At 61.7% G+C, this 21,418-nt stretch carries 10 protein-coding genes; 3 read left to right on the top strand and 7 right to left on the bottom strand.

The window, feature by feature from the left end; genetic code table 11:
* The first annotated feature begins 98 nt into the window (after positions 1 to 98).
* Entirely contained in the window at positions 99 to 11,570 is an 11,472-nt protein-coding gene (locus tag Q0L30_RS03620; RefSeq protein WP_296651289.1) for a filamentous hemagglutinin N-terminal domain-containing protein, read from the top strand.
* Between the two features lie 453 nt (positions 11,571 to 12,023).
* On the opposite strand, the gene Q0L30_RS03625 is transcribed toward Q0L30_RS03620, so the two are convergent.
* Positions 12,024 to 12,239 carry a hypothetical protein gene (locus tag Q0L30_RS03625; RefSeq protein ID WP_296651292.1) on the bottom strand — a complete coding sequence of 72 codons (216 nt, stop codon included), beginning with the start codon at positions 12,237 to 12,239 and terminating at the stop codon, positions 12,024 to 12,026.
* Positions 12,240 to 12,463: 224 nt separating this feature from the next.
* Between Q0L30_RS03625 and Q0L30_RS03630 the strand changes: the two genes are divergently transcribed.
* Complete coding sequence (locus tag Q0L30_RS03630) at positions 12,464 to 12,781, top strand: hypothetical protein (protein ID WP_296651294.1); 318 nt, start codon at positions 12,464 to 12,466, stop codon at positions 12,779 to 12,781.
* A 241-nt stretch (positions 12,782 to 13,022) separates the two neighbouring features.
* On the opposite strand, the gene Q0L30_RS03635 is transcribed toward Q0L30_RS03630, so the two are convergent.
* On the bottom strand, positions 13,023 to 13,814 hold the full coding sequence (locus tag Q0L30_RS03635) for a hypothetical protein (protein ID WP_296651297.1): 792 nt from the start codon (positions 13,812 to 13,814) through the stop codon (positions 13,023 to 13,025).
* A gap of 124 nt (positions 13,815 to 13,938) precedes the next feature.
* Here Q0L30_RS03635 and Q0L30_RS03640 point away from each other — a divergent pair, with 124 nt between their 5' ends.
* Positions 13,939 to 14,157, top strand: coding sequence for a helix-turn-helix domain-containing protein (locus Q0L30_RS03640; protein ID WP_296651300.1), 219 nt, complete (start codon positions 13,939 to 13,941; stop codon positions 14,155 to 14,157).
* Positions 14,158 to 14,240: 83 nt separating this feature from the next.
* On the opposite strand, the gene Q0L30_RS03645 is transcribed toward Q0L30_RS03640, so the two are convergent.
* The 5 genes from Q0L30_RS03645 to Q0L30_RS03665 form a co-directional block, all read right to left on the bottom strand.
* The gene (locus tag Q0L30_RS03645; protein ID WP_296651304.1) at positions 14,241 to 15,539 is read right to left on the bottom strand and encodes a TniQ family protein; all 1,299 of its coding nucleotides are present in this window, start codon (positions 15,537 to 15,539) and stop codon (positions 14,241 to 14,243) included.
* Positions 15,536 to 16,576: an ATP-binding protein gene (locus tag Q0L30_RS03650; RefSeq protein WP_296651306.1), complete on the bottom strand. Its 1,041-nt coding sequence runs from the start codon at positions 16,574 to 16,576 to the stop codon at positions 15,536 to 15,538. The genes Q0L30_RS03645 and Q0L30_RS03650 overlap by 4 nt, the downstream gene beginning before the upstream one ends.
* Positions 16,577 to 16,584: 8 nt before the next feature.
* Positions 16,585 to 19,284 carry a DDE-type integrase/transposase/recombinase gene (locus Q0L30_RS03655; protein WP_296651309.1) on the bottom strand — a complete coding sequence of 900 codons (2,700 nt, stop codon included), beginning with the start codon at positions 19,282 to 19,284 and terminating at the stop codon, positions 16,585 to 16,587.
* A 287-nt stretch (positions 19,285 to 19,571) separates the two neighbouring features.
* Entirely contained in the window at positions 19,572 to 19,826 is a 255-nt protein-coding gene (locus Q0L30_RS03660; protein WP_296651312.1) for a hypothetical protein, read from the bottom strand.
* A gap of 84 nt (positions 19,827 to 19,910) precedes the next feature.
* The gene (locus tag Q0L30_RS03665; protein WP_296651315.1) at positions 19,911 to 20,897 is read right to left on the bottom strand and encodes an AAA family ATPase; all 987 of its coding nucleotides are present in this window, start codon (positions 20,895 to 20,897) and stop codon (positions 19,911 to 19,913) included.
* Positions 20,898 to 21,418 lie beyond the last annotated feature (521 nt).

Below are 21,418 nucleotides of genomic sequence, written 5' to 3' on the forward strand. Positions count from 1 at the left end.
GTACGCGTACGCGAGGGGCAATGACCCCTTGCGACGCCATTCCGGCAGGCCACCGGAACGCGATCGCGCAGTGAACACCAAGAAAGATCGGATGCGATATGAACACGTCAAAACGGGAACTGGCACGACGACTGGAACGTGCACACGCGCTGCGGGATGAATTCCGCAGCCGGCAGCGCACGCCGGTGTGGCTGACGCTTCACCGACCATTGCGTTCATATCGCGTCTGGCAGCGCGCGCTCGCAGCACTGGTCGCAGTGACGCTCTTTACCGGCCCGCTGACCGTGACGTTCGAGCAGGGCGAATCGGCTGCGGGGGTGCTGGCTGCCGGAAGCCGCCGCCTTGACGACGAGGCGTGGCAGGTCATGCGCGACCTGGCTTCGGTCAGGGTGAGCTTTGCGATGGAGCTTGCGCACGCCACCCCGATCGTGGACCCCACCGCACCGATCTCGTTCCAGCCGAAAGTCACGCAGTCCACCGGCGCCGGAGGCGGCGTGCCCGTGGTGAACATCACGGCGCCGAATGCGGCGGGCATCTCGCTGAACCAGTACCAGAGCTTCAACATCGATCCAGTCGGGCTGATCCTGAACAACAGCCTGATGGCGGGCACGTCGCTCACGGGTGGCAACGTGCAGGCCAATCCGAATCTGGCGGGCCGCGCGGCGGGCGTGATCGTCAACCAGGTCACGTCGACCGGCACCGCGAATGCGAGCCTGCTCAACGGTCCGCTCGAGGTGTTTGGTGCGCCCGCAACGGTCATCATCGCGAACCCGAACGGGATTACGACGCAGGGTACGAGCTTCACCAACACGATCGGTGTCACGCTCACGACCGGCACGCCGCAGTTTCTCGATGGAGTCGGCGGCGCACCGACGGGATTCGCGGGTGCGCAGGCGATCGGCTTTAACGTCACGGGCGGACACATCCAGATTGAAGGCGACCCGGGCGTGAACGGCCCCGGTGCGGGTATCGAAGGCACCGTCGGCAGCATCGACCTCATCGGTGAAACGATTGGCGTGAACGCGCCGCTCTATGCCGGTACGCGCATCAACGCGATCGCGGGTGACCAGTTCGCGATGCCGTCCCGGCTGGATGCGACTGGCACCACGTATGCGACATCGTCGAACGGTACCGCCAACACGGCGGCGGCGATCAACGCAGCGAACGGCAGCGCGAACAACGGTCTCGCGATCGACGCGACGGCTTTCGGTGCGATGACTGCCGGCCAGATCCAGGTGGTCGCGACCGCCGCGGGCATGGGCGTGCGCTCGGACGCGCAGCTTGCCGCGAATGTGGGCGACCTCACGCTCTCGGCCAACGGCGACGTGACGGTCGCCGGCAGCGCGGCCCAGCAGCAGGCGAGCGTGAGCTCGGGCGGCAACGTGTCATTCACGGGCATGCACATCGGGGTGGGCGGCTATTCGATCAGCGCAAACGGCGATGTCACGTCCACGGGGAGTATCCAGTCCGGCGCGAACCTGTCGATCAACGCGGGCGGCAACATCAATGTCGCCGATACCCAGTCCGCAGGCGACACGACCATGGTCGCCTCGTCGAACGTATCCACCGGGAGCGTCCAGAGCGGTGGTGCGCTCTCGCTTACCGCACAGGGCAATGACGGCACGGGTGACGTGACGCTTGCCGGACCCACCGTGGTGACCGGCGCGACCACGCTTGCGGCCGTGCGCGACATCAACGTGAATGCCGCCCTCAGCAGTGGCACGCTGCAGGCGGGTGCAGGGCGTGACGTCAATGTGAATGCGGCCATTCAGGGCGCGGGCGACATTGCCCTGAGCGCCGCGAACGGCAACCTCACGACAGGCGCGAGCGTGAATAGCGGCGGCAATCTCGCCCTGTCGTCCGGGCTGGCCACGACGATTGCCAACCAGGCAACGGCCCAGGGTACGGTGACGGTGAACGCGGGCCAGGGCATTGCGGTGAGTGGGTCGCTCGCGAGCGGCACGAGCCTCGCTGCCACGACACAGGGGGTACTCAGTGTCACGGGCTCGATGCTGGTCGGCACGGATGTCTCGGTCAACGCCGCCGGCATTGACGTGCCGGGCGTGCTGATCGCGCAGAACAACGGGACGCTGAACGCGGGCGTCGACATCACCAGCAGCGGCTCGATGGCGTTCGGGCAGAACGGCACGCTCACCGCAGGGCACGACGTATCGCTCACCGGACAACTGCTTGCCAACGGTCTGCAGGTGAGTGCCGCCAACAGCGTCACGCTTGCGGATGTACAGGCGGGCGGTGCGTTTGCGGTCATGGCCAGCGGCAGCGCCGGCAACGGCAACGTCACGTTCAATGGCAACGCTGCCGTGGTCGGCGCGACGGGCGTGCAGGCCGCGGGCGACGTGATCGTGAACGGCACGCTTGCCGGGGGCGCGCAGGTCGCGCTTGCGGCACAGGGCAATGTGACGGTGGCCGCGACGGCCACCGTGCAGTCGGTCGGGGATCTGTCGCTCGCAGCGGCGAACGGCAGTGTCACCTCGACTGGCACCCTTGCCAGCGCAGGGAAGCTCAGTGCAAACGCGGCGCAGGACGTCGCGCTGACGGGCTCGACCAGTGCGGCGGGCGATATGACGCTCACCACGGGCAACGATCTCACCCTGGGTGGCACGGTAGCGGGGCAGGGCAATGCCACGCTTACGGCCGGTCATGACGTGAACCTCGGCGGTACCAGCGGCTTTACGATTGATGCGAACGTGACCTCCGGCCACGACATCGTGATGACGGGGGCGCTGCAGGCGAACAACGTGACGTTGAACGCGGGCAACTCGGCGACCCTTCAGGACGTGCAGGCCAATGCGGCCCTTGCGGTCATCGCGAACGGCGCGGCCGGTGGCGGCGACATCACGGTCAACGGGACGGTTGCCTCGCTCACGACTGGCGCCCTGAACGCGGCGCACTCGGTGAGCGTGAACGGCACGCTCCAGACGGCTTCCACGCTCGACGTGACGGCCGAAGCAGACACCACGGTTGCCGGCACGGTCCAGTCCAATGGCGACATGACGCTCACGAACCAGGCCGGTTCGCTCACGAGCACCGGCCAGATCGCCTCGGGCGGGAAGCTCACGATCAACGCAGCGCAGTCGGTCGATCTCGGCACCAGTGCCACACCTGCGACGACCTCCGTGCTGGGCGACCTGTCGGTGAACGCTGGCCAGAATCTCACCCTGAACGGCACCGTTGTTGGCCAGGGCAACGGTACGCTCGTCGCAGGCGGAGCGATTTCCGGTGCAGCGTCGATTGCATTCGGTCTTGCGGCCAGTCTCACTTCGGGCAGCGATACGACGCTGACCGGGTCGCTGCGCGGTGCCACGATCCAGACGAACGCCGGCGGATCGGGCACGTTCGCCGACGTACAGGCCGGCTCGACCATTGCACTTGCGGCGAACAACGACCTTAACCTGACCGGAACGCTCGCAGGCGGCTCGAGCGTGACGTTCACGGCCGGCCATGACATCAACGTCAGCGGCTCGCTGCAGTCGGCGAGCGATACCAGTCTCACCGCGCGCGCCGGCAACGTCGGCGTGACGGGCACGATCAACAGCAACGGCGCGCTGAACGTTCTGGCCGGGACCGACATCAATCTCGGCGGCACGACCACCGTGGCGCTCGATACGACGCTCGAGGGCGGGCGCGACACCAACGTCACGGGCACGGTCAACGGCCAGGGTAACGGCTTCGTGATTGCCGGCAGGAATATCGGCGGCGCGGGAACGCTCGCATTTGCGCAGTCGGCGGTGCTCAATGCGGCGGCGAACATCGATCAGGCGGGCCTCGTCCAGGGCCAGACGGTGCGGGTCTCGGCGAGCGGCGACGCTGCGCTGAACAATGTCGAGTCGGCAACGACCCTCGCGCTTGCCGCGGGCACCTCGGGCAGCGGCAGTCTGAGCGTGAACGGTGCAGCGGCCGCCGCGGGCGCGATAACTGCCACCGCTTATGGCGACGTGACGGTCGCTGCTACCGGCCAGCTGGCTGCGGGCACAACGGTCGGCGTTGCGGCGCTGAACAGCATCAATGTCGCCGGTGCGATCGAGTCGAACAGCGACGCGGTGCTCAACGCGCAACTGGGCAGTCTGAACGCGACGGGGGGCATCAACAGCGGCGGCAACCTGACCATCACGACGGGCCAGGATCTGTCGCTGGGCGCGAGCACCAGCGCAGTGGGGGACGTGACGCTGACAGCCGGAGGCAGCATCGGCCTGAACGGCGTGCTGGTAGGCACCAACGGCTACGTGAGTGCCGGACAGGATATCGGCGGGCCCGGCACGCAGGCGTTCTCCGGAGCGGCGCTGCTGGCTGCGCAGGGCAGCATCGCGCTCGCCGGTACGCTTGAAGCCAACGTTGTGCAGGCGGGCGGGGGCGATAACGCCGCGCTCAATAACGTCGTGTCGAACACGACGATCGCGCTGGTGGCCAACGGCAACGCCGGCAATGGCGATGCGTCCGTGACCGGCACCGCAACGGCACAGGGCGCCATCACGGTGACTGCGGCGCGTGATGTGCTCGTCAGCGGCACGCTCGGCTCGGGCGATGCGGTGACGCTCACCGCACAACGCAACGTGTCGGCAACGGGGGGCGTGCAGTCGGTTGGGGACCTCGATGTGACGGCCACGGGCGGCACGGCGACGCTGGGCGGCACGACCGCGACGCTCGCGGCGCTGAATGTCGTTTCCGGACTGGATACCCGGTTGGGTGGCCAGATTGCCGCCCAGGGCAACGTCAATGTCCAGGCAGGCACAGGCATAGAACTGGACGGCACGCTGGCCGGGCAGATGGCGGGGACCTTCGCTGCCGGGCAGGACATCAGCGGCGCGGGATCGGCGGCCTTCGCCCAGACCGCGGTCCTGACGGCAGCGCACGATCTGGCGCTCACCGGCGCCTTGCAGGCAACGGGCGTCACCGTGACGGCCGGCAACACTGCCGGGCTCGGGTCGGTGCAGGCGGTCAGCGGGGATCTGGACGTTACCGCGCAGGGCAATGCGGGCGGAGGCGATGTCACCTTCACGGGTACAGCCATCGCGGCAGGCAACGTGAACCTGGTTGCCGCGCGCGATGTCAGTGCAGGTGGCGCAATCGGCAGCGGCGGAACGACCACCGTGACGGCCGCCCGCAACATGACGCTCGCGGAGGTGAATTCGACGGGGGACCTCGTTCTCAACGCGACGGGCGGCATCGTCACCGGCAACGCGACGACCAACGGCAACCTGACGGTGAGCGCAGGCAACAGCCTCGCGATGGGCTCGGCGCTCGCGAGCGGCACGGTGAGTCTCGCGGCGTCTGGCCACGACGGCACCGGCGACGTCACGCTCGCCGCCGAGCTTGGTTCGGGTGGCGTCATGGCCGTTACGGCCGCGCGCGACATCACGGTCGGCGCCGGTGTGCAGAGCGGTGATGCCCTTGCGTTGAGCGCAACGCGCAGTCTGGGTGTTGGCGGCAATCTGGTGGCGAATGGCAACGCGGCGCTGGTCGCGACGAATGGCAACCTCTCGGTGGGGGGCACAACCGTCGCCGTGGGCAGTCTGGCGGCGAATGCCGGTGGCGCGCTTGCGCTGAACGGTGGACTGGTCAACGGAGTCACGACACTGGGTGCGGGTGGGGCGATGACGCTCACCGGCGCCCTCTACGGGCTGGGGGCCGCGACGATCACGGTCGGCGGGTCGATTGACGGCGGTGGTGCGCTCACCTTCGGCCAGGATATCAATGTCAGCTCGGGCGGTAGCGTGGTGCTTGGTGGCGTTCAGGGCGCGGGACAGCTTACTGCGAACTCGGTGGGCGACATGTCGTTCGGTGCGACGACGACCGTGGGCAACGTCAGCGCGACCTCGACGCTCGGCAGTGTGTCCTTTAACGGTGCGCTGACGTCGGGCGGGAACGTCCAGATCCAGGCGGCCAATGGTGCAGCGGTAACGGGTGGCATCGCGTCGATGGGGACGGTGAATGTCACCGGCACGAATGGCAACGTGACGGTGGGCGGCGTGTCGTCCAACGGCGATGCAACGCTCACCGCGGGCCAGACGCTCACGCTCAACGGCAGCAGCACCGTGGCTGGCGAGTTCACGCTCGCGGGCGGCAACGTTACGGTCAGCGGCACGCAGGCGGGCTCGAAGGATATTGCCGCTACGGCTCAGGGCACCCTGGATGCAGGCCAGGCGTCGTTCATTTCGACCGGGAACCTGCAGCTTGCCGGCGCGGACGTGGTGGTGGGCAGTGCGCTTGTGGGCGGTGTGCTTAACGTGCAGGCGTCGGACCACATCGCGACTGCTGCGGGCGGCCAGGTGGACGTGGTGGGTGCAGCGTCGTTCACTGCGCAGAATGGATTTACCAATGCCGCGAGCGTTCTTGCGGGCGGCAACCTGCTGGTGTCGGCAGCGAATGTGACGAACACGGCGACGGGCTCGCTCGTGTCGACCGCCACGACGACGATCGACGGGACGAACTTTGCAAACGCGGGTCTCGTGAACGGCACGGACACCGTCGTCAACCTTGCCGGCAGCCTGACGAATGCCGGCGGTGCGCTGATGGGCCTGAATACGCTCACGATCAGCACCGCAAGCCTGAACAACCAGAACGGGCTGCTCTTTGCGGGGAACTCGTCAGGGACAACTACCGCGGCCGGCAATCTGTCGCTGGCGATCACGGGCGGCGCTGGGTCCTTCAGTGACACTGGTGGCCAGATACTCGCGCAGGGTAACCTCACGATCAATGCGCCGAACACGTCGGTCGACATGTCGCAGGGGACCATCAGTCAGGCGGGGCTGCTCTCGCTGACGGTCGGCACGCTCGACGTGGCAGGGACGTGGAACTACGGCGGCACGGGCGTCACGGTCGATGCGCTGAACGGGATGACGAACAACGGCACCATCACGGGCACCACACCGTTCACGGTCACGACCGGCGGAATCTTCACGAACAATGGTCAGGTGATCGGCAATGACGTGACGTTCACCGGCTCACTGATCAATCAGGCAGGGGCACTCCTGCATGCGTCGGATACGCTCAGCATCACCGGCGATACGATCAATCGCGGCACGGTCGAGGCGGGCAATGTACTGAACGTGTCGGGTGGCAACTACGACAATCAGGGAGCCACGACGCAGTCGCAGGGGGACGTTAACTTCAACCTGGGCGGCGTACTGCAGAATACCGGCGGGTCGATCTTTGCTGGCAACAACATCAATATTTCCGCGGGCGCGGTCGTCAATGACCAGACGGCACCCAGCAGCGCAACGGCCACCACGACGATCAGTGATCCGTCGCTGCTCCTTTCCGGTGTAATCGGTTCGGAAACCGAGTATTGGGAGAAAGCCTCGCGAGGTGACGAGGATTTTCACGACTACACAACAACATTGACTGCTACGCTGCAATCACTCCCGGGTGTTGATGGTACCAGTGGATCGGCTATCGGCTTCGTGGTGGACACGAACGGGCGCTGGTTACCCGTCGCTGCTACCAGTTATGGCGTCCAAGCCACGATTGGCCTCCCCACCGTGTACGAGACCATAACCACTGAGGTATCGGGCAAGGCCGGGATAATTTCCGCGGGCAATTCGATTCAGCTTGTTACGAACTCCCTTTCGAACCAGGGCGGTGAAATTGCTGCGGCCGGCAGCATTTCCCTGAATATCGGTTCGCTAAGCAACGGCGCAACTGCGCCGACGTTGACTGCGACAACAACGCAATACGTCAATCAAAGCGATTACACGGCTTTTCTCAATCAACTGAAGTCGCTAGGGGTGATAGAAGGAGTTGCGGCCGACACGATATGCGTGTTAACGCAATCCTGCCAAACTAACGGTACTTACTATACTTCTCCGCCGACGATCTCCATCAATACAAGTGAGCCTGCGCCTTCCGCGATATCGTCTATAACAACCTTCGGCCCGACCGGAATGATCGCTGCCGGCGATAACATCAGCATTTCCAGCGGAGGAAGCCTTGTAAACGCTGGTCTGATCTACGCGGGCAACAACGTTATCGTCCAATCCGGAATCCTGACAAATCAGGGGGGTAATTCGCAGAACTATTCGTCATCGGTGGGCTGTGCATCAGGCGTACCGAATTCGGCGTGCGGAAATGGCGGTTCTCCGCGCGGCAACAACCCGAACACCACGACCTTCAGCTACAGCCAGAATGACGCGACGATCTACGCAGGCAACGACCTTGTGATCGCGGCCGGCCAGGTCGATAACACCTTCGGCAACCTGCTGGCCGGGCATGACATTGTCATTGGCGGAGTGGGCACGACGGCGACCTCGACCACGCCCGCGCAGAGCCTGAACAACACCTCCGGGAACATCGTTGCAGGCAACGACATCACGCTGAATGTCTCGGGCGCAATCACGAACAACCTGCCTCCGCCCGTACCAGTCCACCAGAACTACGGCACCAAGCAGGAATACGCAGGCTGCATGACCGCCGGGGGCTACAAGGAAAGCTACTGCGAAGCGTACGTCGACCAGCAGTCGGGCAGCTCGTCGGTGATCAGCGCAGGCAGCAATCTGCAGATCACCGCAGGCAGCCTGACCAACATCGGCAGCCTGATCTCGGCCGGCACGAGCGCGACGATCAATGTGGCCGGACCGGTTGTCAACGAGGCACAGACGCTCAATGCCTACTGGCACTCCGAATGGGTGCAGGAAACGGGGATGTTCAGTAGTGACATCCGGCACAACACGTGGGCATGCGGTTCGCCCGCGGAATGCACGGCGCTCTATGGCAACGCGTATACGCGCGTGGGCGGGGCGATTGACCCGCCCACGCCTGTCGGCAATATCGCAGCGACCATCCAGGCGCCGAACCTGACGATCAGCTCGGGCGGCCAGATCCAGAACGTGGGCAATGTGGTCGGTACAACGGTGTCGCTCACGGGACAAAGCCTCATCAACGGGATCACCACGGCCAATACCTACACCCCGCTGGTGAACGCACCGTCGCAGGTGATCTCGCTGAGTCCGGTGAATCAGCCGGGGTTGAACCTGTCGACACCGAGATCGGTCGGCACGCCGTTGCCGACAGCGGTGGCAGGTACGGCGTCCTACGTGGACGGGGTACTCGGCAGCACGCATACGGCAAGGCTCGGGCCACAGCAACTGATCGACAACCTGCCGGCGAGCCTGCAGCCCGGCTCGACACTGTTCTATTACAACCCGCAGGAAGAGAACCTGCTGCTGCAGCAGGCAGCGCTCGCGCAAACGGGGAAAGCCAGCTTCGTGAGCGGTCTGTCGCCTGACAGCACAACCGGATTGTCGGTTGCCGACCAGGAGAAGGCCGTCCTGTACGGGAACGCGGTCAACTACGCGGAGCAGAACAACATCCAGCTGGGCACGGCGCTCACGCAGACGCAGATCAATGCGCTCACGGCGCCGATGCTCTGGTATGTCGAGCAGACGGTGCCTGACCCGGAATGCAAGGCGACCGGGACTGCGACGTGTCCGACGATCACGGCGCTCATGCCGCAGGTGTACCTGCCGGCAAATTCGAGCGCCCTGTCGGCCGGGGGCAACATCGAGGCGTCCAGCAGCCTGACGCTGGACTTCGGCAGTGCCGCCACGGGCGGCAGCATCACCAACACGGGCAACATCACCTCGGGCGGCTCGCTCACGGTCAATACCGGTACGCTGACCAACGAGGCGAACCAGGTCAACGTTGGGCAGATCTGGAACAGCGTGAAGGGCGGCTACACCGACACGACGGGCACGGTGGTGCAGCCCGGCGGGTTCATGAGCGCGGCGGACATGAGCCTGAACGTTGCGACTCTGCAGCAGATTGGTGGTGCGTTGCAGGAACTGGGCAGTAATGGGTCGGTGGATCAAGCCGGCACGCAGCAGTTGATCGCGCAGTTGCAGCAGCAACTGGGCAGCGATTTCACGCAGACCTCGGTGAGCGACAACCTCCATACCGGCTTTACGAAGCAGGGCGGAGGGTTGCCCACCTTCATGGTCATGGCAATTGCGCTTGCCGCATCCATTGTTACTGCAGGTGCTGCTGCGGCGGCTATGGGGGCGACCTTGGCCACCATGACGCTGGGCGAATCTATTGTGGTCGGCGCGGTTTCGGGTATGGCTGGAAGCGCGGCTAGCCAGCTCGCGTCTGGCAACGGACTCGATCTGGGCGCAATCCTGGAGGCCGGGGCGGTCGGGGCCATTACTGCGGGCCTGACAAACGGCATCACCTATAACAGCACGACGGGTGAGCTGGGTATTGGTAACCTGGATCAGGGGCTGAACAGTCTTCCCCAGAACGTGAGCACGCTGGGACAACTGGCGGGACTGGGGAACCTGGGCAATACGCTCGGGCAGGTGGCGCAGGCCGGTTCGGGCGCGGCAAGCGCCTTGCAGGGTGAGCTGGTTGCGCTGGGCGCGACTGCGACGATCAATGCCGGAGTAACGACGGCGATCGAGGGCGGCAGTTTCCTGAACAACCTCGAATCGGTCGGCACGAGCGATCTGGCTGCTGTTGGGGCGAACTTTATCGGCAGTGAGCAATCGTCCGTGACGCAAGGGTTGACGCAGGACCTGGGGCCGGGTTTGGGGCAAGCAGCAGGTGAGCTCGCGTATCTAGCGGAGCACGCAGCGTTGGGGTGCGCGGCTAGTTCGGCGGAGGGAACCGGATGCACTGGAGGGGCCATTGGCGGGGCGGTATCGGCAGCAGCGACGCCGTACATCGGAGCTGCGATCGTAGGGAGCGATGGCGCGGCTTCGCCGGATCAAGGTGCGGCGATTGCCGGGATCTCGATGTTGTTGAGCGGTGCGGCGGCGGGTGCCTTGGGGCAGAACGTTACCGGCGCGGCGACGTCCGCGGAAAACGAGGCGCTGAACAACTGTAACCTGCACGATTGCTGGCAGAAGGTGGTAGATGCGTGGAATAGCGCCAGCAGTACAGCGACGAATGCATTAAACAGCGCCGGGAGCGATGTCGCGGCGTGGATCGCTTCGCCAGCGGGTATGACGACGCTGGCCATGATGTCGACGAATGCCGATATTGGAGGTGTGGCGGGCGAGGAAGGGGGGGCCATCGAAGGGGCCGAGGGTGCGTTTGCTGCCGAGGAAACTTCGCTCTTGACGAACGCGGCCACTGCCACAGGTAGCGCAACGGAAGGTACGGCTCTTTTTAGAGGGACTACTGACGGATATCCAGGAAGTCCAGGCTTACAACAAATCGGCATCACTCCGACGTCGACGAGTCCGGTCATCGCAACGGTATTTGCCACAGGGAGCGGCACAGCATACGGCAACGGAGTGCTGCAAATTGCTCTGCCATCCGATCTGGCTGGTATCGAGGTGTCTTCGCTAGGAAACGCAAGTACGCCGTCGCTTGCCCAAATCGAAAATGAATTTGCTGTTTCGGTTGCGCCGACTCAGTTCGCGAATCTGGCGTCAACAACTATCACGGCGTCTCAAGCTCGATCAATCTTGTCTGGCATGGGCATCAATATTCCGAATACCATTACTTTGCAAGGATCGGAACTTACGGAATATCTAAGCACACTGCCGACAATGAGCCAGGCTCAGATAAGCACGTTCTTGCAGAAAGCGGCTCAAATTGCGAGTGGGAAATAGCTATGGTCGAGTTTGGGGTTGCGCACGAGCCTTTAAAGGTTGGCGAAGAATGGCACGTGATTGGCCGATGCGTGACTGACATCCATGTGGGGGCACGATTCACGGAATTCGTTCCGCATCATAAGAGGGCGGGGGGCGAAGTCGGGTCCGAATACGTTTGTGATGATGCGAGTCCTGTCGATCTGACGATTGTGCGTATCTTGGCCTACGGAAAAGAGCTGGAATCTTGGTCGGCCGGGCTGACGGCAAAGCTTGTGTTACGTGGAAGCGGGGATAACTTGGGTACGTTTGGATCGCTTTGCGGATAGCTTGTGCACAAGAATCGAGTGGCAGTTGCAGTAACTCAAACCTGGCCTGAGCGCTGGGTTTGTGCTTTATAGCGTCGGCGAGTGCTGCGGCGTCGCTGATCGATTTGCTGCGCTCGTCGTCGGCCGCGTGCTCGATGCGCGCTCGCTAGAAAAGCCCCTTCGCGACCTTGCGGCGGAAGGCTTCGTCGCGGTGCATCTGCGTCGAAGCCAGCGTCGCGCGCTGTATCCAGCTGGAGCCGAAATCCTGCCTGATGTCCTGCTGCGGATCGGGTGGCGGCGCCGTGGAAATCCCCGAAATGCCGTCCGGCCTGGAGCCGTCGCGAACCGGCTCAATTGCCGCTGAGTCGTCATTACCTGACATCAAAGCCGCCCCCGTAGAAGAGCACACACATGACGCACGCTCGCGTGCAACGCCGAAACCGCCCGTAAACCTACGCCCGGCAAGGGTTTCGGGCGTATCACAAAGTCGATTCGTTTTGGTGCCCGGTTGCGCTCCATAGTGCGCTTCGCCCAGACTGGGCAGGGATTTGGGCGTGTGGCACAAAGTCCACGAATCATTCTAGCGGCGCTTTTGGGGAAGAGAAATTGAATAAGGACAGAACGATCAGGACCCGGGTCGATCAGGCGACCATGGAGGCGCTCGCGGAACGGCTCAATATTTCTGTGAGTGCGGCAGTCAGAAGCCTGATTGAAGGCCGGATGGCGAGCGACGATTACCGCTTCGACATGCTGACGGAGCGGCTGGAGTGGATGGAGCAAATTCACGAGTACTACTTCGCCGAGCTACGTGAGCGTCTGGGGCCGTTGGGGGCGGCCGGACCACTCCTAAATACGACCGTAGACGCGAACCGGAATATCCCTGCGCCTCTCGACGTTGCCATGACCCGTTGGAGAGCGGGCTGATCGCCGGGGCTTTAGGGGCCAATGCACAAGGTGTCGTGACGGCAGCAGAGAATGAGATGCTGAATAACTGGCTGAATCACGTTTCGCAAAACCCGATGCTCCGGTCGAAACAGCAGCAATTCGACAATGCGGTTGCTGAGGGAGCATGCGTCAGCTGCCCGGCGATTCCATGCGCTGGCGCTACTGACTAGTCTGATTGCCGATCGGGCCACTTGACGTGTCACGTTGCGCGCGCTCGTGGTTATCGCGTGTCTTTGAGCGTGCCAATGACGCTTTGTTGGGCATCGAGTACGTCCATCCGCACCATCTGCATTTTCACGAGATGGGAGTCGGCATCTGTGCCTTGAGCGAAAAGATACATATCGGCCGAGAACGGGTGCATCTGTGAAATCGCATTTTCAATTTTCCGGGCTGTGGCCTGGTCGGTGATTTTGAGTGCCGAATACGGTGCGCTATTCGTGATGGAGTACGAGTACTGGGTGCCGTCCATCCATCTACCAGTCTGGCTCCCCAATGGAAGGTTGTTCAACGGGAATGACTGGCTCGTCATGTCGTAGTGCCCCGGAACGAGACTGGTCCAATGAACCTTGAGGTACGGACTCATTCGGAAGGCCGATATCTGAGCATCGATTTTCGGTTTCAGCGAATCGACAATATCCTTGCGCTTGAATGCGTCGGACGTGGTCCTGTATGCGGCCGACATGTGCTGGGTGAGCTGCTCGTAGTCGACGGGCGTATCAGACACGGCGTAGTACACCAGTGCTAGTTCCGCACCCGAATTGATGCTTCGATACTGGCTGAACGGGGTATTGATGTTCGCTTGAGGCAGGCTGGATGCCTGGGATGTCGGCGTCGAATCGGGTTGTGATGCGGAGGGATCGGACTGGGGCACAGGCGATACAGTGCCGATCTCACTGATCTTCGGGGAATAGATTGCGCTATTATTGACTGGTGATGGTTCTTCTTTTTTCCCGCACGCTGAAAGCGAAAGAATCGAAATCGCTGCAATGAGAGGCAATCTGAATTTCTGCATTACTTCCCCGAATTGAATATGTTGGTCAACGGCTGAAACCGTGTTTGTGCAGGCCCGTTCTTTGGACGGCCTTCACAGATTAGTCTCAAATCGAATATTCCGGAGTGGAATATAGCATGGGCCGATGCTATATGCCCAACGGTACGAAGCCTTGCGCAAGGTGCTGCGAGATACGCGACGCAAGGCGGGTCTTACGCAGGTTGGACTTGCCCAGAAACTGGGCAAGGGGCAGAGCTATGTCTCCAAGATCGAGCGGGGTGAGCAGTACTTGGACGTACTGGAATTCATATTGTGGTGCGAGGCATGCGGTACGCCGTCTGGCAGGGTGATTGCCAAGGTGTGACGTTTTTTTTTCGATAGTGCCGAGAGTTATAAAGCCGACCTCGCGGCCGGCTTTGACGGATACATAAGTCCTGCGCTACAACCTCACCCGAGGCTGCCTTTCGCTTCCTGCATCAGGCCGATAACTTTCCTTACACCCCCGAGAATCTCTGGCGATATGCGTTGCGTGACCTCGCGCAGATTGATGCCCTTTCCGTCGGATACGATGGCGTGGCAGGCCGTCTCAATGGCTTGTGTTGCGATCTCCCGATGGTGCTCGCTTCGGTCGCGCATATGTTGCCTCCAGCGCTCGGCCAGTACACGTGTTTCGGTGTTCGCGTTCTGGTAGAGCAGCCGGGGATCGATATCGAGCTGCCGGGCCGCTTCCAGCACGCTAACAATCTGCGGCGTGTGGGCCATATTCGAGAGATCCTGCCGGATACGGATCCAGTCATGCGTGCGCGGCGTCGCGCGTTTGCCGCGATCTGGAAACAGCAACGCCAGCTGACCCAATTCGACGGAGTCCCGCGACCAGCCCGTCAGGTCTCCTGTTAGCAATCTGGGTAATGCGAGTCCCGTTTGCGAGGCGATATGCAGATGAGCCGTCAGCGTTGGTAGCCCGCCTTCCTTTAGCCAGTGGTGGACGGTCGTCTTGCTCAGGCCGATACGGCGTGCGAATACAGCACTCTTTCCGTGATCGAGCCGGGTGATTAGTGTCCGGATGGCGTCGTGCAGAACATCGCGGGTTGGCAAGGGGCCGAGTGTTTGCTGTGCTGCCATCATCGCGGCAACCTGATCCGCCTTCCAGAGTTCTCCCGGTGCTGGGGAAGCCTGCTTCTCGACGTCCCCAAGAAATGCACCACAGCGCACATGAGTGCACCACCCGGGGATGACATACGCCGATTTATGACGTGTGTTGGCGCGCCCGCACCCCGGGCAGGCATTGATCAGCTTTACCCGATGCCGGACGCAGGCGGACACGGCACCAATGTCCCAGGCGAGCCGGAAGTATGGGACACCGGTGGCTTTCAGGTCTTCCCGCAGACATGCCGGACACCAGCGAGAGGATGTTGCGGCGAGGCCGGTCTGGGCGATGACTCCGCGCCACGGCAGCAGCGCCAGTCGATCCAGCTGCGGGACGCCCGTAAGTGCCGACAGCGCGGCAGTCCAGGTATGCGCAGCTTCGCCGATGCCATTGATGCTGGCCAGGTGCCAGTCATACTTTTCGGAGAACTCGTACCCGGCCATGGTCGCAATGCTGCGTGAGAATGACGACAGGGAAATGCTGTGCGAGACTGCTAGCCTGCAAAGATAGCTGAGCAGGCTCTCGACCTGGGATGTTCCGGTGCCGATCGGAGGTAGCGCATGCAGCGTCGATCGCGGATTCGATAGTCGCCAGTTCATGCGGCACTCCTGGGACGGGTCGATTCCGTACGTCGGCGCGGTTCCCAAACGCGCGTCTGACTTGGGCCGATGGCTGCTTCGCCGTCGTTGATTTCTGACAGGATTGGCAGGCGCTGGGCTTCGCTTAACAGTGCGCGTTTCAGCGCACTGTCGTCCCATTTCCCGGTGGTTTCGGCATAGTGTGCTGCACGCGTCAGTACGCCGCTCAGCGTACCGATACAACCCAGCGTATTGTGATGAAGGGCATCGGTGTGCCTCATTAATTTTCCGTCCCAAAGCTCCGGCAGCGCTCGCTCAAACGCCCGGACACATGTGGCGAATGCTTCGAGGTCTTCCGGAACATCCACTCGATACCGCTCGAAGTGCAGCACGTGAATGCGCCGTGCGAGCTGGCCGGATAGCGACACGAGCGGGTAGAGATCGTAGGCTCCGACGAGGACTATCTGCGTGCCGCATTCGTTGGCAAGCGATTTAAGCGTATCCAGCTGGGCCTGGAGCCTGCCTCTGCTGTGAGCATGGCGAATGATCTGTGCCGCCTCATCGATAACGAGAAATCGAACCCACCTTGCACGCAAGCCGCGCTCGACAGCGGTACGCAACGAGGCCAGATTATTTCGGCCAGCGCCGTACGGGCGTACCATGCGGCTGGATTCCGGATCGATACCGTACACCGACCTGGGCGTGTCGAGGTGGTCGCCAAGTGCATCGAGAATCCGCTCATAGAGCAGTCGCCACGAGAACTCGTTCTCCCCGGAATTGGGGGCTTCGACATAGACTGCAGGAAGCAGGCCTGGATTGGCTTCCATCTGGTCGGCTGCCTGCTCGTTTTCCGTTTCGACGATGCGTCTCGCCAGCGTGGATTTTCCTGTTCCGGTCGGTCCGCAGATCATCGGGACACTGGTCTGGCTGCCGGGATAGATCAGGTATTTCAGTTCCCTCTCGATCTGGTCGACGCGCGGATGCCTGAAGCACCGGGTATGCAGTGTCGAGGAGGATGGGTTGACCGGCGACGTGCGTGTTTTATTTTTTTCTTGCATGCCTGACCTCAGAATTCTTCGAGATTGGGGAGGTTGTTCCATGTCACCTGGCTGCACAGCAGCTCAGCCCGGTTGAACGCTTCAGCTTCGACTGGTGCGTCGAACGCCTGGACCTTTTCAGGGTTGAGGCTGAGATACGGATCCGGTGGTGTGACGGGTGTGACACTTGTGCATTGCAGACGTGTATAGAGCGCACGGTTTTCGGCGTGCCTTTCCATATCCGTGGCGATTGCGCCTTCTGGCGTGAACGTCTGCATGAACTCGGCAAGTCGTTGATCAGCACGTGCGTCGTTGATCGGTGTGCGGAATCGTCCGGCGTACTCGGCGCTCAGGGCTTTGCGTTCCGCATGTGTTATCTGACCGAGTGCAGCCAAAGTGCGGCAGATGGCATGAAGCCATTCGCTGTTTACGCGGACATAGACTGACGATGCGTCCCACGGGTCGTAACGGACGGACAGATGCCGTCCGGCAATCAGTGGAGAGGCGAATTCCGGATGCCAGTAGAAGAGGTCGTGGACCTTGACGCCGCGCTGGCCGTCAACCTGCCTCGTGCCTTTCCGGTCTGCCGGTGGACAGGTCGCGATCAGGAAATCCTGATTGAATTGCAGATGGACGTGCGCGCGCGCTCCACTTTGCTGGAGACCTCGCCGGAAGGCATCGCGTGGTGCCTCGTCGAGTGCCGGATGTGGCAACTGGTCGTAGTACTCCGTTGCCCAGAACTGGATCCCGTAGTACAGCGGCTCGAGCGTCCATCTGGCCAGTTTTTTCGGGAGATGGGATCCTGAGACCATCCGGACGTGCTTCATGACCTTGGTATTGCCATCCAGATTGTGGATGTAATCGAGGTTCAGACGCCCGAACATCCGCTCAAGCACGGCTCCGTGACGTGGCCGGCCAGCCGGCCGGAAGCGCAGATGTGTTCCCATTGTCATCAGGAACGACTCGAAGGCCTCGGACATGAAATCCCGGCCGTTGTCGACGACGATGAATTCTGGAAGCCGGTGATGACGGCGCACCATATCGCGCACAACCATCATGACCGAGCAGTACGAAGGCGGGTCGTAGGTCAGGTAGAACCCGACAATGCGTCGTGACCACGCATCGACGGCGAGAGACAGCCACGGCTTGCCAAGGTTGCTGCCGTTCCGGCTGGACACGAGCTCGATATCGAGTTGTGTGTGATCAATGTGGACGTATTGGAGCGGCCGGCTACCATGCACCTTGGTGTCGTAGTGGAGCGTATCGACGAAGGTGTTCTGCTGGTAGGCCATGCGCTTGCCGAATCGTGTGCGCACGTCGCGGTTTGTTTCCTGGGCCTTGATGTGGGTGATCAGGGTTGGATAGGACGGCGCCTTGATGTCCTCTTCCAGACAGGTGTCCCGCAGCTTCCTGTAACACGCGCTGTAGCTGATGGCCTTGCTGTTGCGCCAGTGTTCGTTGATGGTGCGGTCCATCACGTCAATCTGGCACTGGTCCAGTCTGGCAGTGCGGTTGCCGCGTGCACTGATACGCGGTACCAGCGCCAGGATCTCATGACCGCCGTTTTCCCTGATAACGTGTTGCCGCGTCGTCCAGCGTTGCAGGGTGCGTTTCGATAAGATGTCGTTCGCCGGTTGTGAGTCAAGAATCGACTGCCGCCGGAGTGCCTCCCTGTACTGCTCGGTGGTGTATCTGCTCAGATGTAGACATGGCGTGTCAGGTGTTTCCACGATTTTGATCTGTCCGCTTTCATGCGCGTTGACCAGCCACTCCCGCTCAAGGCGGACGGTCTTTCCCCGCGGGTCATTGCAGACGACCGTTTGTTCTCCGGGCACTTCGACGGTCAGTTCTTCCCCTTCGAATTCGAATCGGGTGCCGACAGCAATGGTGAAGGCAAAACGGTCTACGCCTGGTACCCTGCAGATGCGGTGGTGCGAAAGGGTGAAATCGCGCAGATGCCTGTCGCGGTAGAGGCGGAATTTGCGCGGCTCGGTGAGCAATTCCTGATCGAGTGCGGTCACGATCCGATGATCGGCAATCGCCTGGTTAAGCTGGTCGGCGGTGAAATCGTAGGGCTCTTCAAGCAGCTCGGTAAAGAACAATGCGCCATGCTCTTCCAGGGCGGAGCGAAGCCGGGTGATCACGCCGTCCGGGCAGGGTTCGGCTTCCGGGCGAAAATAGTCGGCGAGATACAGCAGGTTTTCGACGCGGCATCGCGGAATCGTTGCGTCGGTATGAATCCGGTAGCGGATGCCGAGGTCAAGGATCTGTTTTTCGATCTGGGGTGCGTGCCACAGGCCGTTACGGTCCCTCGAGTACCGGTACGGATATTTCTCGGCAAGGCCGGTCAGCTTCTGGTCGGACTTCCACTCTTCGAGCGTGATGTCACCCTCGCGGATGACGAGGAAATCCGGCGTGTGGCGGATTTCCTGGACTTTTTGCCTGGCCGGATCAAACAGCTCGAGCTTCAGCTCGCAGGGTTGCGGGTAGTACTCAAGCACGTCCGGATCGAATTCGTGGTCGATCGCCGCCGGGAATTCAATATGGCGGCTCTCGGTCGCGATATCGCAGCCCATCTTCCGGCTGGCGACGATAGTGATGACGTTTCCGCCTCTGGATTTGACATCGCGTACAGGTGCCGCGATGCGTGCCTTCCGGATGAGCTGACGCCCCCCGGGTGGTGTTCCCAGACGGTCGAACAGGTCCGTCAATGTTGGTGTGTCCAGCATGGTGTTCCGATCTCCAACTGGCCATCGCAGGGCGATGGCCGTCCTGCCGCAAATTTGCGGCAAAAATCGGAAAAAGCACTCCCCCAACGACCTTGAAGAAGGTTGTTGACACGTGGGGTCACGGGGAAGATACTGTGTACATCAAGGGCGTCTCAAAGCCTCGATGCACACCGATAAAGCCTGACTTCCGCGCCAACGGAATTCAGGCTTTTGTGCTTTTCCCGGACGAATTTCGACCTACTTCACGATTTCACAGGTACATCGGGATCTCCTTTTCTGGTTGGTGATTAGGTGCGTCGTTCCCACACGGGAACCATGGAATTCACCCACGCCTGCCAGTCCTCACGAGATGCCAGCAGCAGCCTCGATCTGGTGAGGCAGGCAGAACTGCGGAACGTCAACAGGTACTCGCGGCGCATGACGGCGGGGATTGCGGCGAGCAGTACGAACTCCTCATCGTCGCCGAGGTGCACGATGGCTTCGTCGATTGCGACCAGAGATTCAGGTCCGTCAAGCAACGCATTGATCACGACTTGCTTCATGGATGCGATCGATGAGAGCGATGGCTCACTCCTTTCCCTGCGTGTGCGAACTGATTCCATCAGATCCTTCATCGCGATCTCCAGTTAAACGAAACCAACGGTTGAGTGGCGACGACTCGGGATGGCCGGTAGATGCTGGGCCGTGATCGTTGACTGCCCTGTCTTGAGCGCGTGGCCGATCAGCATTCTCAGTAGCCGGTCGACGTCACGGCCGTTCTCCAGCAATCCAAGTAGCACGTGCGTTGCGTGATCCGGCAGTTCGACGTCCATGCGAGCCCTTACCGCTGGATGTGCGTCGAGTAGTTCCCGGTACATGCGCGAGATCATCGCGGCCATCTCGTCGCGATTCAGCTTGCGCACGGAAAACACAGTAAAGCGCGACGTCAGTGGTGTACCCAGCATGTCCATCGAATTGGCCGTAGCGATCCAGTTCACGCGCGATGCGTTGAAGTGAACATCAGGCAGCGCCGTATCGGCAAATCTCTGCGCCGTGCGTCGTTCCAGCAACGTGTACAGTGCATTCAACGGATCACGTCCGCTGTAGCCCTGTACCTTGTCTATCTCGTCCAGCACCATGACCGGATTAATGACCGGGCTGCGGGCGAGTAGCCGAAACACTGCTCCGGGTTCGCTGTTTGCCCAATGTCGCTCGGTTCCGGCCAATGCCGCTGCCGTCTGCAGGTTGTTCATGCAGATGACTTCGGCGGGCAGCGACAATACCTTCGCGAGCTCAAGGCTGAATGTCGTCTTGCCGGTGCCAGCCGCGCCGACTAACATCGCGCGGACAAACGACAGTCCTTCGCCTGCGGCGTGAGCGAACGCCAGCTCCGCCGAGATCCAGTCGATCACTTCGGCGAAGTTTGGGTGGCGTTCGGCCAGCGTCTGCAGGCGCTCGTCGATCAAGTGGGGCTGATGGGCTCCGAACCGCTTGACTGAATGTTCAAGCAGGAGCGAAGCCCAACGCTGAATCTTCTGCCGGTCGTCCCTCGCCGGACTGCTGCGTTTAGCCAGTCCGAGAAACTCGCCGATATTCAGGAATGGAACGACCCGTGCGTGAGGTAAGGCAGACATGATGTACTCCGGCTGGATCTTCGTGCGTTCGCACGAGGAGGCAATGCCGGGTACAGCGTCGTGGTCAACACGCGAGCACAGTTCCGCTCGTCCCGGCGCTCAATGGGCGCGGGTAGCGGTATGTGCAGTCAGCAGTGAAGACGGATGGGTTCATGTCGTTACCTTAGCATGGCTTTACAGCAAATCAAGCGGACATATATTGCGAATTCAGGTTCGACAGTAGCTGTTTGTTGCATTGTTGGTTACGAGCCCAGTAAAGCACGACAGAATCACCTCACGCCACAAATTCTAGAAAAAACTCAAGCCATCGCTGCCCGTGTCCGCGACATGACATCGACTAGCCCGCCGGGGTACGCGCGGTAGATTAGTTTGGTGGTGGCGAGGTTCTTCGCCAGGTAGGCATTCGTTGCCGCATTTGGGGGGGCACCGGTCATCCCATGGGCCACCTCTGAAGTGTGCTGCGAACGATTAAGGCAGCCGAAAAGATCCCTGAAAATTCTTACCTTGGGTCGCTGTGCTCT

Source organism: Paraburkholderia sp., from assembly GCF_024281035.1.
In the GTDB taxonomy this organism is placed as follows: Bacteria; Pseudomonadota; Gammaproteobacteria; order Burkholderiales; family Burkholderiaceae; genus Paraburkholderia.